Genomic DNA, 14,168 nt, shown 5'->3' on the forward strand with positions numbered 1-14,168 from the left:
CCCATGAAAACCTATATCTTAAAGTATTATTGTTTGACCCAAAACCCAACCCACTATGCCTGACTTTGTATTCATGTTCTCCGGCCATGGTAGCCAATACTATAACATGGGTGCCATGTTATACCACAGCAACGTCTTCTTCAGAAACACCATCCTCCATCTGGACAAAGAAGTCCGCAACCACACCGGCACTTCCGTGGTCGAATACCTGTATGGTAACCGTCTCAATGGCGAAGGTGTTTTTGATGATATCCGCTACACCAATCCCGCCCTTTTCATGGTGCAGTATGCCTTAAGCCGCCTCCTGCAGGAAGAGTTCAAAATAAGGCCTGATTACGTCGTCGGCAGCAATGTAGGGGAGATGGTCGCTGCCGCTGTCAGTGGCATGGCCTCTCCGACAGAAATGCTTACAGCAATGATTGATCAGGCGCGTATGATCGAACGGCTCTGCAGCAAGGGCGGCATGATCTCCATTCTGACAGATCCGGCTATCTACGAGCAGGAGCCGCTATTGTATGAGAATACAACACTTGCCGCAGTAGACCATAAAGGACTCTTCACTTTATCTGCAGATGACCGGACCTTACTGGCCGTAAGACTGTGGCTGGACAGTCATGACATATCTTATAACCAGTTACCTGTCCGTTTCCCATTTCACAGCCCTCTTATGGAACCTGCCAGGGCGCCGCTGATCCGTATTATGCAGCAATTGAGATATGGTGCACCGGAAGCGACTTTTGTCTCAGGCATACAGTCCACTCCTATGTACCAGGTGGATGCAGATTATTTCTGGGATGTACTACGGCAGCCGGTGGCATTTAGTGCGGCTATTGAAAGACTGGAAAATGCAGGGCCTTGTTTTTACATTGATTGCAGCCCCTCAGGGAGTTGCAGTAACCTGTTGACGAAGATACTCCCACCGGCTTCGTCGTCTGTAAAACAGGTGATTATGAGCCCGTTCGGGCAGGAAGTGAAGCACCTGCAGGCCTTATTGCAAAAACGACAGGCGTATTCGTTTTGATGAAACCGGATTGCACATAGCCCGTATGAAGATGATTTTTTAAGCGGCCATTATGATTCCTTAAACATAAAGGAGTTATAATGGCTTGCTTTTGTGTTTTGACAGCCTGTAATGACTCTTTCAGCTGAACTCGTCCTATACCGGCGCAATCGCTTTCCTGCATTTGCTGCCTTATACCCGGACAGGATTTCCTCTCCACTTCCCCTGATCAGGCTCCGGCTAACGCCACTATATCCTTTACTTCTATTGTCTTCTTAAAGTACCCCTTGTCCGTCACTGCAATCATCGCCTTACCCAATTCTGCAAGCGTACAGAACCCATTCTTAAATAGCATCCTGCCTATGGGATAAATCCAATCTATATATTTATATCCTTTCAACACATGCCTTGCATCTTTATCTGCCTTTAAAAATCCTGGTCTGAACGCAAATACCTGCCTGAATGGAAGCTGCATCAGGTCATTCTCCGTTTTGCCCTTTACCCTTGCCCACATCAATTTCCCTTTCTCGCTGCTATCCGTACCACTGCCGGATACATAGCAAAATGTCATCCCGGAATTTTGCCCGCTCAGCACCTCTGCCACATGCAGGGTGAGGGTATACGTGGCACGGGTATAGTCCTCTTCACTTTTACCTAAAGACGTCACTCCCAGGCAAAAGAAACACGCATCGTACCCTTTCAGCTGGTCAGCTACCGGACGGATATCAAAAAAGTCAGCATGAATGACCTCTTTCAACTTTGGATGCGATTTGCCAAACGGTTTTCTGGCAAATGATACAACTTCAGTGACCAATGGATGGCGAAGGCATTCTTCCAATACCCCTTCTCCAACCATCCCGGTCGTACCGGTAACGATAACTTTCATAATTACTTTTTTTAGTAATAAATTGATGCTGTATTGAGGTGTTCAATCCTCTCATGTCAGCTTATCGAACGGGCAATCGCGCTACTTTGTCGATCACCCATCGCAATCAGTTTTTCAATTCCAAACTTGTCTGCTTCTCGGAGGGACAATCGCCCCGCCTTACACCTCATCCCTCGCCATCACCAACACCCGGCAGGCAATAGCAGCCAGCATAGCTACCTAACCCCCATTATTTTAACACCAGACAGACACCGGGTTTCCAAATGTACGATACTTCACCCTTCAATTTGTCCGTTTCACCCCGGAAACCGTATCCCGATTCCCTGAATTTATGTCTATTTGCTATAAACCTAAAACATGAAAAACAAAATTGGATTAGTTGCAGTGTTTGTGCTGCTTTTTGGAATGTCCCAGGCCGCATCTGCACAGGACGGCAGCCGGAAAGATCAGGCAGTAAAGGCGATGACAGATACCATGCAGGTGCATCTTTCGTTGAATGATGACCAGTACAGGAAGGTGTACGACATCAATCAACAGTTCCTAACTAAACTTGGAGGGATTAAGCAGGACGGTGGAGGTAAGCTGGCAAAGCTCCAGCAACTCAAAGCTGCTGATAAGGAACGGGATGCGGCATTGAAGCCCATACTAACCGATGAGCAGTTTAAACAATTCCAGGTGGATAAGAAGGCGAGGAGAGAGGAGATGAAAGAGAATTATAAAAATCGCAAGGGCTGAGACCCCGTAAGCGCTATTAAGTATGAAGGCTGAATTAAAGTAAGCACTGTAATATCATTTAAACCAGGTTTTTATGAAAAAGATCTTGATTTGTTCCGTTGTTAGTTTGTGTTTCAGTGCACTCGCAGGTGCTGGTGCCAGGGCACAGGTAGTAGTGGTAAGACCTGCCCGCCGGGTAGTTGTCGTAGCAAGACCAGTGCCACCACCGCCACCCGCTAAGGTCGTCGTCGTTGCAAGACCCCTGCTGCCACCACCACCGCCCGCAGGCGTCGTAGTGGTAAGGCCACGACCTGTCGTGCGCGTATACGCCCGCTTGTAAAAGGCAACCGGGAATTGTAAAAACAAAAACAGACAACTGCTACTATTACATTCAATAGAATGGCTGTAATAGTAGTAGTTGTCTGTCTGTCATCTATAAGCTCATCCAAATTATTCAAACACCAGATCCCGGGGGACTAAATTCATTCCGATAGCCTGAAGCATCAAAGCCTATACCGCCACCGGCAAACTAAACCCAAATGTCGCCCCTTCTCCCAACTTACTATCCACCCAGATCTTCCCTCCCTGCGCTTCAATAAACTCCCTCGATATCGATAGCCCTAAGCCCGTTCCCGCCTTCTCAGGCGTACCCGGCACCTTAAAATACCTGTCGAAGATCTTAGGCAGGTACTTTTCATCAATCCCCCTTCCATGATCCTGCACCGTAAAATAAATATTATGCTCTTTCACCGAAGTCGTCAATACAATCTCATCATCTTCCGGCGAATACTTCACCGCATTCGTCAAAAAATTCGTCAGCACCCAGGCCGTCTTCTCCGGATCTGTCAACATCTTACAATCCCTGTCCGCCTGCTCTACCTTTACCCTGATATTCTTTTGCTGCGCCAGGAAACTCACCGTACTTGTCGCATTTTCTATGATGATACCAGGACTCACCGGTGCTATTTTTAACTGTATATGCCCCGTTTCTACCTGGCTCATATTCAGCAACTCACTCGTAATCTTCAACAACCTGTCAGCATCATCCGTTATACTCCTGATCAACTCATCCTGCTCCTTATTCACCGCACCCACCCGATGGTCTGCTAACAATTGTGCACTCATCTTAATACTCGCAATCGGCGTCTTCAATTCATGGGAAATCGTCGCAATGAAATTCGTTTTTGCCTCGTTCAATTCATGAAAAGGCGTAATGTTCCGCAATACGATCACCTGCCCGATCACCTTCTCATTATTATCTACATTGATCACATCCAGGTGAAAATAACTTTCCTTATTATCCGCAAAGATCTTTAACTCTTTCTCCCGGCTGTTCTCCTGCAGCAAACTACGCATCAGGTCATTTTGCAACGCCACATCCGGTGCATATTTGCCGGCAATCTCCATCTCTTTCAAACCGAGCAGCTTCTCTGCCACCCGGTTGGCAAAAAGTATATGCCTGGTATCATCAATCCCGATGATTCCATCATTCATCTGGTTAATAATGGTGTCAATACGCGACTTTTCAAACTTTATCTTCGCCAGGTTACTATGCTCATACTCATTCAGTTTCTCTGCCATCGTATTAAATGCCTGCGCCAGCTCCCCGAATTCATCATGCTGGTTCAGATGGATCCTGCGGGAATAGTCCTTGTTGACGATCGATTTGATCCCTTCAGATAAGGCATTGATCGGTTCAGATATAATACCCGGAAAATTTACCGCCAGTGTAAATGCAATCAATGACAACAAAGAGAAGATGATCATTAACGAATTACTAAATCGTTTGGCATTCGACATCGCAGTACTGTTCTTCGCAAATATTGCCTGCTGGTTAGCCGTATTGATCAGGTAGATTTTCTCACGCAGCAGCTGTTGCAATGAGTCATTCCCCGGCGATTTTTTTAATTCTTCAAAAAGGTCTCTTACCGCCCCCGTAGCAGCACCTTCGCCAGGTTCGGTAATATTGGCCTCCTGTTTAGACAGGTTCTCTTCAAAGGCCCGGATGCTCTTTGGATCGGTACGGAACCGCTCCAGCGTCTGCAACATGTTATTGCTATACACGAGCGTCTCATAATTATCCTTCAATACAAGATGTGCATCCTTCTTCATCAGGTTGATGGAGAAGATGCCCAGTAATCCTGATACCAGGATCGCGATAAATAAAAACCCAATGCCTATACTTAATTTCGTTTTCAGGCGCATCTTATGACAAAATTATAACGTCAATATCCGATTCAGACAATTTACCGAGCAACTGGGCAAATACAGCTGTGTTCAATACCATACCTAATACATTGAGATGAGGTTTACCCATGCAAATGGTCGTGATATTCTTCTCTTCAGCCGTAACCATGATCGTTTTGGCAATATTACTACTTTTTACTTTCAGTACTTCTCCTCCCAGCTCCATCGCCAGTTTGAAGTTATTGATCAGGTGCCGCTGGGAAGCCAGTTCTATCCGGTCCATGTTTTCTTTAGGCGTCTGTACATACAGTACATAAAACCTGCTATGGTAATATGCAGCCAGCCTGGCCGTTTTCCTGATCACTTTACGGGCAATGACGTGGTTACTGCTGATGCAGGCCAGGAAACGTTCACTGCGTAAGTGTGCCGTACGGGGAAGCGCGGTTTCGATTTTGCGCTCTACCTGCGACGCCACTTCTTTCAACGCAAGCTCCCGCAGTTGCAGGATCTTTTCCGGCTGAAAGAAATTCTTCATGGCCACGGCAATCTTGTCAGGCGTGTAGATCTTTCCTTCCTGTAAGCGGGTGATCAGTTCATCTGCCGTCAGGTCGATGTTTACCACTTCGTCCGCCTGCAACAGAATGCTGTCCGGAATTCTTTCCGAGACATCGATACCGGTGATGTTTTTTACTTCTTCCTGCAGACTTTCAATATGCTGGATGTTGACCGCACTGATCACATTGATCCCCGCATCGAGTATTTCCATAACGTCCTGCCAGCGCTTTTCATTCTTGCTGCCTTCGATATTGGAGTGGGCAAGTTCGTCAATCACCACTACCTCCGGATGCAGATTCAGCACCGCCTGCATATCGAGCTCGTCGAGCATCTTGCCTTTATAAAAAAGTTGCCGGCGGGGGATGACCGGCAAGCCTTCCAGGAGGGAATGCGTTTCCGGCCTGTTATGCGTTTCGATGTAAGCAATCTGGATGTTGACCCCATTCCGAAGCAGGGTACGGGCTTCCGTAAGCATACGATAGGTTTTGCCTACGCCGGCACTCATGCCGATGTAGACTTTAAATTTTCCCCGCCGTGATTGACGGATCAGGTCGAGGAAATGCTGGACGTTATTTTCTTTCTCAGTCATGGATAAAAAGAACGTTTTAGTAATAGGCGAAACTTTTTGCGTTTACCTGTGGCAAAGGCAAAAAGTTTCAAAGCGGTGCCTGCGGCAGGCTGAATAGAATTCCCCGTGCTACGGCCGTTACACTTACCGGCAGTGCTTTCAACTCACTACACTCATTTTCACAGCTCCATGCTCTTCAATGCTCCCCGTTACCCCATGCTCCTGCGGCGTATATAACATCGCCGTACAAATACAATGTTTAAATTTTTTCTGCGTTAAGATATCGTAGTTCACACAACCCTTACAACCGGCCCAGAACTGCTCATCATTTGTAATCTCATTAAATGTCACCGGTTCAAACCCCAGCTTACTGTTCATCTTCATAATCGCCAACCCACTTGTAATACTAAACACCTTCGCCGTTGGATACAGTTCTCTCGACAACCGGAAGATCCTTTTCTTAATCCTTGACGCCACCCCCATATTCCTGAAAACCGGGTTCACGATCAGGCCTGAATTGGATACATAATCCCCATGCGCCCATATTTCAATATAAGAAAATCCTGCCCAAACCTTGTCAGCAGTCAACGCAATTACTGCCTTTCCCTGCCTGATCTTATCTATAATAGCAGATACAGGTCGCTTTCCTATTCCTGTTCCCCTCGCCTTTGCCGAAGCTTCCATCTCATCCCTGATCGTAGCGGCATATTGAATGTCAGCAAGGGTCGCCTTCCTGACGATAATCCGGTCGTGTTCCATTGTGCTTGTTATTTTAACGCGTCTAACGCGATGTTGAGTTTTAATACATTAATTTTATCTGGTCCTAACCACGATTTATCCGTATGGTCAGCAATCAGTTTTTGTATAGTCGCTACACTCATATGGCGGGTAGCTGCAATCCTGATTACCTGTATATCTGCAGCAGCAGGAGAGATGTCAGGATCCAGGCCACTCCCCGAAGCAGTCACCAGTTCACTCGGAATGTCAGCCTGCAGGGTGCCGGGATTGTGTGCCAGAAACGTATCAATACGCTCCTGTACTGTTTTGAGATATTCAGGATTGCTTGCAGCCTTGTTCGAACCACCGGAACCAGCTGCATTATAATTGACCGCTGAAGGTCGTCCCTGGAAATATTTATCTTCTGTAAACAGCTGGCCTATATTTTCATAGCCCACTACTTTTCCATTCACAGTGATGGTGCGGCCCTTACCCTGACCACTGGCAAAGTGTGCCACACCCGCTATCAGCAGCGGATAAGCGACACCGAGCAAGAGGATTAAAATCAACGTAAGTTTTATGGAAGGCAAAAGATACTTTTTCATGATTGAACTATTTACATAAATAAGGATAAGAACAGGTCTATCAGTTTAATCCCGATAAAGGGGATGATCACACCACCCAGACCATAAATGAACAGGTTTCGGCGTAATAATGCGCTTGCCCCGATTGGTTTATAGGATACACCTTTCAATGCCAGCGGAATCAATGCAGGAATGATAATCGCGTTGAAGATCACCGCTGAAAGGATGGCGCTCTCCGGACTTTTCAGGTGCATAATATTCAGCGCCTGTAAAGCAGGTATAGCTGTTACAAACAGTGCAGGTACGATTGCGAAATACTTGGCCACGTCGTTCGCGATGGAGAATGTAGTCAACGTACCACGTGTCATGAGCAGCTGTTTACCGATTTCTACGATCTCAATGAGTTTAGTCGGGTCATTGTCCAGGTCCACCATGTTACCTGCTTCTTTTGCTGCCTGTGTACCGCTGTTCATGGCTACACCTACATCGGCCTGTGCCAGCGCAGGAGCGTCGTTCGTGCCATCACCCATCATCGCTACCAGTTTACCGCCTTCCTGTTCCTTGCGGATATAGATCATTTTATCTTCAGGTTTTGCTTCTGCGATAAAGTCGTCTACACCGGCTTTCTCGGCAATAAACTTTGCGGTGAGTGGATTATCACCTGTTACCATTACCGTTTTTACCCCCATCCGGCGAAGTCGTTCAAAACGCTCACGGATACCAGGTTTGATAATATCCTGTAATTCGATCACGCCCATCACCATTTCATTCTGACTTACCACCAGTGGCGTACCTCCATTGGAGGAAATTTCTTTTACTTTCTCTTCTGTCTCTGCAGGAAATGTATTGCCGGAGCGAAGCACAATATTCCGGATGGCATCATAAGCACCCTTACGGATCCGTAGATGACCCAGGTTCAAACCGCTGGAGCGTGTCTCCGCTGTAAAAGGAATAAACGTAGCACCATTCGCGTTTAAACTACTGGTTTTGATACCCTTTTCAGCAGCTAATTCAATGATCGATTTACCTTCCGGTGTTTCATCTGCCAGTGATGCGAGTGTACAGGCTTCAAAGAATTCTTTCTGCTCCACTGTATTGGCAGGCCAGAAGTGCGTCGCCTTCCTGTTACCAATGGTAATGGTACCTGTCTTATCCAGCAGGAGTGTATCCAGGTCACCGGCAGTTTCTACGGCCTTGCCACTCTTTGTGATGACATTCGCTCTCAGTGCACGGTCCATACCTGCGATACCAATGGCGCTTAACAGGCCGCCGATCGTAGTTGGAATAAGACAAACAAAGAGGGAGACGAAAGCAGCGATCGTGATAGGCGTATGAGAGAAGTCACCAAAAGGTTTCAGTGTCACGCATACGATAATGAAAACCAGCGTAAAACTTGCCAGCAGGATCGTCAAAGCAATTTCATTCGGTGTCTTCTGGCGACTGGCACCTTCTACCAGTGCGATCATTTTATCTAGGAAACTCTCCCCTGGATCGGTGGTCACTCTCACTTTAATTTTATCACTCAGCACTTTTGTACCACCGGTTACAGAACTTTTATCACCGCCGGCTTCGCGGATCACCGGGGCAGATTCGCCTGTGATGGCTGATTCGTCTATGGTGGCGAGACCTTGTATGATCTCACCATCCATAGGAATCATATCTCCGGCCTCGCAGATGAAAATGTCGCCTTTGCGCAGCTGGGAAGATGGAACGATCTTTATTTCGTCCATAAAGATCTCACCGACAGCCAGTACTTTTTTGGCCGGGGTTTCTTCCCTTGTCTTGCGCAGACTCTCTGCCTGTGCCTTTCCCCTCGCTTCAGCAATGGCTTCCGCGAAGTTGGCGAACAGCAGGGTTAATAACAGGATGATGAAGACCGTCAGATTATAGCCAGGTGCACCTTGTGATGCATCCTTTGTAAAAAACGTATAGGCGGTTACGACCAGCATGATAGCAGTACCTATCTCTACGGTGAACATGACCGGGTTGCGGAACATGATCCTGGGAGACAGTTTCACGAACGCCTGTTTCAGCGCGCCGGCTATCAGTGAAGGTTCGAATAATTTATTGTTGGACATGACTGGTAACGATTAATATAATTGAAAGAATTCAGCCACAGGTCCCAGTGTCAAAGCAGGGAAGAAGGCCAGTGCTGCTACGATCATAATGACGGCATAGGTCATGATACCAAACGTAGCGGTGTCGGTTTGCAGGGTGCCCGCAGATTCCGGCGTATACTTTTTATTCGCCAGGATACCAGCAATGGCAACCGGACCAATGATTGGCAGGAACCGGCCTAACAGCATGATCAGACCAGTGCTGATGTTCCAGAAAATATTGTTGTCACCCAGTCCTTCAAAACCGGAACCATTATTGGCAGAAGAGGAAGTAAACTCATACAATATTTCTGAGAACCCATGGTGACCTGGATTGTTCAGCCAGGCAGCCTGCGGATGGTAGGCGGCAATTGCTGTACCCACCAGGATCAGGAAAGGGTGGAAGAGGGCAATGATCGCCGCGATCTTCATTTCTTTGGCTTCTACTTTACGCCCCATGAATTCCGGGGTACGTCCTACCATAAGACCGGAGATGAATACCGCGATGATGAGGAAGATAAAGTAGTTCAGCAGGCCGACACCTTTACCGCCATAAAAACAGTTAACCATCATACCGAGTAATTGCATGGCACCGGAAAGCGGCATTGAGCTATCATGCATGGAGTTGACCGAACCGGTAGAAATGATGGTCGTCATCACCTGCCAGTAAGCGGAGGCGGCCACGCCGAAGCGTACTTCCTTGCCTTCCATGGCTGTATGGTCATGTAAACCCATTTTAGCGAGCGCCGGGTTGCCGCCCAGTTCTGACAGCATATTCGGAATCATCAAAGTGAGCATACCAATGGTCATGACCCCAAAGATGGCGTAGCCCAGTTTCTTCCTGTTGATAAAGAACCCGAAGGCAAATACCAGTGCGATGGGCAAAATACATTGTGCGATGGCTTCCACCATATTGGTGAAGTAGCTGGGATTTTCCAGCGGGTGGGCGGAGTTGGCCCCGAACCAGCCACCACCATTGGTACCAAGGTGCTTGATAGCGATCATACCGGCTGCCGGACCACGGGATACCTGAACAGTGTCACCCTGCAGGGTGGTAATGGTATCCTTGCCATCGAAAGAGGCAGGGGTGCCGGAGAATGCCAGCACGATCGCCATGATCACAGATAATGGCAATAAGAGGCGCGTAATCGTCTTAATAAAGAAAACGAAGAAGTTACCCAGTTTCTCTGTCGTTTTGCCCGCAAACGCCTTAAAAAGTACCGCTACCGCTGCCACACCTGTCGCTGCGGATACAAATTGCAGGAAGGTGATGACGATGAGCTGTGTGAGGTAAGTCAGGCCCGATTCGCCGGAGTAGTGTTGCAGGTTACAGTTGACGAGGAAACTGATGCTGGTATTAAAAGCCAGATCGGGCGTCATGCTGCCGTTACCGTCCGGGTTGAGGGGAAGGTGTCCTTGCAGCAGGAGTACCGCGAAGGCGTAGATGAGCCAGACCAGGTTGATGGTGAGTAAAGCCACCATGTGCTGTTTCCAGTTCATTTCCTTATTGGGATCTATGCCGCAGATGCGGTAGAGAAATCTTTCAAAAGGATTCAGGAAGTCGGTGAAGGTAGGTGCCCCGCTAAATACTTTGGCGATATACTTTCCGAGGGGGAAAGCAATCAGTAAGGTGATGAGAAAGGTGACTAAGACACCCGTAATTTCGCTGTTCATAGTGTAAGAAATCAGAATTTTTCAGGTTTTAAGAGCACATACACCAGGTAAATGAATACGAGGATGGATATGATCAGAAGTAATGTCATCATGGCTTAGATGTTTTCGAAGAAGTCAATAGATTTATAAAAAATGTAAAAACAGGCTGCTATGATGAGCAGGTAGATAACTGTAAGCATATATTTAAGCGTGTAATTGTTGAATGTAGACGGAGAAGATATTTACAGGCATTTTACTTTGGATCTCCTGCCATTCCTGGCGGGAGCAGACCATTTTCATGGCACTGAAGCTGTAAATGAACACGTTTTCGATGGCTGTTTTCACCAGCCGGTTACCTTTGTTGTAGATTTTTTCGGCCAGGAGCATGGTGTGTTCTACTTCTCTCATTTCGTGGTCCTGGATCATTTTCAAGGTATAATTAGCCAATATCTTAATACAGAGGTAGGCAGAGCCGAATACAGGTGCTTTGACTATTTCCTTTTGAATAGAGGGTATTTCATCTGCTATTTCCGCAGCGGCTTCATACTGGTTCATAAAAAATGATTTTTATACGGGGGAGTGAAGCCAATTCATGTGCCGGGGTCAATAAGTGGAGTTAACTGTTTGAAAATCAGGCGTTGGTGAAATCTGGCATAAAATAAAACCCTCTCATTTTGAGAGGGTTTTATCATTTTGGATAGACCTTGCAGCCTACTTATATTTTATATTCTTCTATCTTCCTGTACAAGGTGGCGAGGCCGATATTTAATAATTTTGCGGCTTCTGTTTTGTTGTTCTTTGTATGATGCAGCACCTTTATAATATGGAGTTTTTCAACGCTTGCCAGGTCAAAAGCGGAAAGGATGCCTGAGGATTTATCTGCGATCTGCAGGTCGAACGGAAGTTGGTCTACGGTCAGTTCGTCATTATCTGCGAGTATCACCGCGCGTTCCAGTACGTTTTTCAACTCGCGGATATTCCCTTTCCATTCATGTAACTGGAGCTTATCGATAAATTCCGGCGTCATTGTCAGGGGCTTCCTGTTATTCCTGTTTGCAGCCAGTGCGATAAAATATTCAGCCAGTGCGGGTATGTCTTTCTTCCTTTCTCTTAAAGGGGGGAGGGTAATGGCGAATACATTCAGCCGGTAGTACAGGTCTTCCCTGAACAGTCCTTTCTCTGCTTCCGCCCTCAAATCGCGGTTGGTAGCGGCGATAATGCGTACATTCACTTTTGTGGGTTTGGTATCGCCCACCTTAATGAACTCACCTGTTTCTAATACCCGGAGCAGTTTTGCCTGCAGGTCCAGCGGCATTTCACCCAGTTCATCGAGGAAGATAGTACCGTTGTTGGCTTCTTCAATCAGGCCTTTCTTATCGCGGGTGGCATTCGTAAATGCCCCGGCTTTGTAGCCAAAGAGCTCACTTTCCAGCAGTTCCCTGCTAAAGGCGCTACAGTTCAGTGCAACGAAAGGTTTTCCTGCGCGCTTGCTGTTATTATGAATAGCCTGTGCAAACACTTCTTTACCGGTTCCGGTTTCTCCTAATAATAACACGGTGGTATCTGCCGGTGCCACTTTACTGGCCTGGGCGATGGCGTCGGAGATAGCGCGTGAATTGCCGAGGATGCTTTCAAAACTATATTTCTGCCCGACTTGTTTTTCGAGTTTTTCGATCCTTTTTTGCAGCAGTACCTTTTCATGGGCACGGTGTAGTAAAGGAATGATGCGGTTATTGTCGTCTCCTTTGGTCAGGTAATCGAAAGCCCCGTTTTTGATGGCCTGCACGCCATCGGGAATGTTGCCGTAGGCAGTAAGGAGGATGACTTCCAGTGCGGGAAATTTGTCTTTGATGGTTTTGGAGTAATCTACGCCGCTGCCGTCGGGGAGTTTTACGTCGCAGAGTACGACGTCTATTTCTTCTTTATCGAGGATCTTTTGCGCGGATTTGATATTGCCGGCTTCAAGTACATTGTAACCTTCCAGGGTGATGATGCGTTTCATCAGGCTGCGTAATTTCTCTTCGTCGTCGATTATGAGCACAGTTCCTGTCATATAGTTTATTTGAGGAGCAAAATTAAGGTTTCCGCGATGGATTATTGTATTTGTAGCATTCTTTCAGAAAATACATACACATTCATGCTGCGGATTTTAACAAGCCTGGGGGTTGTTGCAACAAGATACCTTATCTTTTCTCTGATCAGGGATGTATCTGGTTGATGCGAAATTTAGAAGTCATTCAATGGGTGCCTGCTGTTATATTAATAAACCTGCCTGCACCAGCTGCTGCATATAGAATATTAGTATGTATTTCGTGAGATATAAAAAAAAATGCCCCGACCTGGACAGATCGGGGCGGTATTTTTGGCCTAGATTAAAGGGATAGGTACCAGGTAATAATCATGTCGTATTGTCCGGCCCTTTTCCCACTTTACATATTTATAAGAATTCTTTTTTCAACCGCGATCATTCCGATTTCAGGGATTTGTTCATCCCTAAAAATGCCCCCAACCTGGAAAGATCGGGGGTATCCCCTATGCTTAGGAAAAAGACACCCTGGCAATCCAGGGCCGTCTGCGGATTGATGACTAAGAAATTTATTTAATTACATTCACCACACCCTTGTTCAGCAATTTCGTTCCACCAGCACTCTTCTGATAGGTCAGTAGCCATACATAAGTCCCTTCATCCACTAAAATGCCTTTATAACGACCATCCCATCCGCTGGAAGCTTCTTTACTCTGGAAGATCAATTCTCCCCAACGATTATAGATGCTTAGATGATAGTCATACATCGGGCCGGTGATGTGTGGTTTGAATGTGTCGTTTTTACCATCGCCGTTTGGTGTGAATGCATTCGGGAAGATAGGTTCACCTTCACATTCTTTGTAAGTAACCGTGATGTCGTCGCTCACGGAACCACAATCATTGTACACTGTTACTTTATAGTGCCCGGTTCCTGTTACCACATAAGAAGCAACTGTTGCACCATCCTGCCACCTGATGTTGTTGCCGGTGCCGGCATCTACCTTCAGGGTCAGGGTCTGACCGATACAGATCGCCGTATCATTGCCCAGGGAGATATCTCCGATACCTGCCACTGTTACTCTCACACTATCAGAAGAGGTCAGGTTACAATACCTGTCAAGGACAGTTACTGTGTACATACCTGGGGTGCTCACTTCCCTCACAGGATCGGTTGTTCCATCA

Annotated in this window: 13 protein-coding genes; 3 read left to right on the top strand and 10 right to left on the bottom strand. The window is 46.8% G+C overall.

Annotated features, from left to right (window positions below):
- Positions 1-55: 55 nt before the first annotated feature.
- Positions 56-1,021: an acyltransferase domain-containing protein gene (locus ABDW33_RS29550; protein WP_343693700.1), complete on the top strand. Its 966-nt coding sequence runs from the start codon at positions 56-58 to the stop codon at positions 1,019-1,021.
- A gap of 208 nt (positions 1,022-1,229) precedes the next feature.
- On the opposite strand, the gene ABDW33_RS29555 is transcribed toward ABDW33_RS29550, so the two are convergent.
- On the bottom strand, positions 1,230-1,886 hold the full coding sequence (locus ABDW33_RS29555) for an NAD-dependent epimerase/dehydratase family protein (RefSeq protein WP_343693701.1): 657 nt from the start codon (positions 1,884-1,886) through the stop codon (positions 1,230-1,232).
- 357 nt (positions 1,887-2,243) lie between these two features.
- On the opposite strand from ABDW33_RS29555, the gene ABDW33_RS29560 reads away from it, so the two are divergent.
- Positions 2,244-2,621 carry a hypothetical protein gene (locus ABDW33_RS29560; protein ID WP_343693702.1) on the top strand — a complete coding sequence of 126 codons (378 nt, stop codon included), beginning with the start codon at positions 2,244-2,246 and terminating at the stop codon, positions 2,619-2,621.
- Positions 2,622-2,694: 73 nt separating this feature from the next.
- Entirely contained in the window at positions 2,695-2,940 is a 246-nt protein-coding gene (locus tag ABDW33_RS29565; protein ID WP_343693703.1) for a hypothetical protein, read from the top strand.
- Between the two features lie 170 nt (positions 2,941-3,110).
- Here ABDW33_RS29565 and ABDW33_RS29570 read toward each other — a convergent pair whose 3' ends face one another.
- The 9 genes from ABDW33_RS29570 to ABDW33_RS29610 all read right to left on the bottom strand — a co-directional run.
- On the bottom strand, positions 3,111-4,805 hold the full coding sequence (locus ABDW33_RS29570) for an ATP-binding protein (RefSeq protein ID WP_343693704.1): 1,695 nt from the start codon (positions 4,803-4,805) through the stop codon (positions 3,111-3,113).
- Position 4,806: 1 nt separating this feature from the next.
- Positions 4,807-5,931 carry a sensor protein KdpD gene (locus tag ABDW33_RS29575; RefSeq protein ID WP_343693705.1) on the bottom strand — a complete coding sequence of 375 codons (1,125 nt, stop codon included), beginning with the start codon at positions 5,929-5,931 and terminating at the stop codon, positions 4,807-4,809.
- 138 nt (positions 5,932-6,069) lie between these two features.
- The gene (locus tag ABDW33_RS29580) at positions 6,070-6,669 is read right to left on the bottom strand and encodes an N-acetyltransferase (protein WP_343693706.1); all 600 of its coding nucleotides are present in this window, start codon (positions 6,667-6,669) and stop codon (positions 6,070-6,072) included.
- An 8-nt stretch (positions 6,670-6,677) separates the two neighbouring features.
- On the bottom strand, positions 6,678-7,232 hold the full coding sequence (kdpC, locus tag ABDW33_RS29585) for a potassium-transporting ATPase subunit KdpC (protein WP_343693707.1): 555 nt from the start codon (positions 7,230-7,232) through the stop codon (positions 6,678-6,680).
- An 11-nt stretch (positions 7,233-7,243) separates the two neighbouring features.
- Entirely contained in the window at positions 7,244-9,289 is a 2,046-nt protein-coding gene (gene kdpB, locus ABDW33_RS29590) for a potassium-transporting ATPase subunit KdpB (protein WP_343693708.1), read from the bottom strand.
- Between the two features lie 12 nt (positions 9,290-9,301).
- On the bottom strand, positions 9,302-10,981 hold the full coding sequence (gene kdpA / locus ABDW33_RS29595) for a potassium-transporting ATPase subunit KdpA (protein ID WP_343693709.1): 1,680 nt from the start codon (positions 10,979-10,981) through the stop codon (positions 9,302-9,304).
- A 183-nt stretch (positions 10,982-11,164) separates the two neighbouring features.
- The gene (locus ABDW33_RS29600; RefSeq protein ID WP_343693710.1) at positions 11,165-11,515 is read right to left on the bottom strand and encodes a hypothetical protein; all 351 of its coding nucleotides are present in this window, start codon (positions 11,513-11,515) and stop codon (positions 11,165-11,167) included.
- A gap of 160 nt (positions 11,516-11,675) precedes the next feature.
- Positions 11,676-13,013 (bottom strand): sigma-54 dependent transcriptional regulator, encoded by a 1,338-nt coding sequence (locus tag ABDW33_RS29605; RefSeq protein ID WP_343693711.1) that lies wholly within the window; start codon positions 13,011-13,013, stop codon positions 11,676-11,678.
- 542 nt (positions 13,014-13,555) lie between these two features.
- Positions 13,556-14,168: gliding motility-associated C-terminal domain-containing protein (locus tag ABDW33_RS29610; protein ID WP_343693712.1), on the bottom strand; the 613-nt coding region annotated here is incomplete at its 5' end.

It is taken from the genome of Chitinophaga sp. (genome assembly GCF_039596155.1).
In the GTDB taxonomy this organism is placed as follows: domain Bacteria; phylum Bacteroidota; class Bacteroidia; order Chitinophagales; family Chitinophagaceae; genus Chitinophaga.

Excerpts from the sequence above, each read along its gene's own strand:
- ABDW33_RS29570 (WP_343693704.1), bottom strand. The coding sequence starts at position 4,805 with ATGCGCCTGAAAACGAAATTAAGTATAGGCATTGGGTTTTTATTTATC.
- ABDW33_RS29555 (WP_343693701.1), bottom strand. The coding sequence starts at position 1,886 with ATGAAAGTTATCGTTACCGGTACGACCGGGATGGTTGGAGAAGGGGTA.
- kdpC (WP_343693707.1), bottom strand. The coding sequence starts at position 7,232 with ATGAAAAAGTATCTTTTGCCTTCCATAAAACTTACGTTGATTTTAATC.
- ABDW33_RS29600 (WP_343693710.1), bottom strand. The coding sequence starts at position 11,515 with ATGAACCAGTATGAAGCCGCTGCGGAAATAGCAGATGAAATACCCTCT.
- ABDW33_RS29560 (WP_343693702.1), top strand. The coding sequence starts at position 2,244 with ATGAAAAACAAAATTGGATTAGTTGCAGTGTTTGTGCTGCTTTTTGGA.
- ABDW33_RS29580 (WP_343693706.1), bottom strand. The coding sequence starts at position 6,669 with ATGGAACACGACCGGATTATCGTCAGGAAGGCGACCCTTGCTGACATT.
- ABDW33_RS29565 (WP_343693703.1), top strand. The coding sequence starts at position 2,695 with ATGAAAAAGATCTTGATTTGTTCCGTTGTTAGTTTGTGTTTCAGTGCA.
- ABDW33_RS29550 (WP_343693700.1), top strand. The coding sequence starts at position 56 with ATGCCTGACTTTGTATTCATGTTCTCCGGCCATGGTAGCCAATACTAT.
- ABDW33_RS29605 (WP_343693711.1), bottom strand. The coding sequence starts at position 13,013 with ATGACAGGAACTGTGCTCATAATCGACGACGAAGAGAAATTACGCAGC.
- kdpA (WP_343693709.1), bottom strand. The coding sequence starts at position 10,981 with ATGAACAGCGAAATTACGGGTGTCTTAGTCACCTTTCTCATCACCTTA.
- ABDW33_RS29575 (WP_343693705.1), bottom strand. The coding sequence starts at position 5,931 with ATGACTGAGAAAGAAAATAACGTCCAGCATTTCCTCGACCTGATCCGT.
- kdpB (WP_343693708.1), bottom strand. The coding sequence starts at position 9,289 with ATGTCCAACAATAAATTATTCGAACCTTCACTGATAGCCGGCGCGCTG.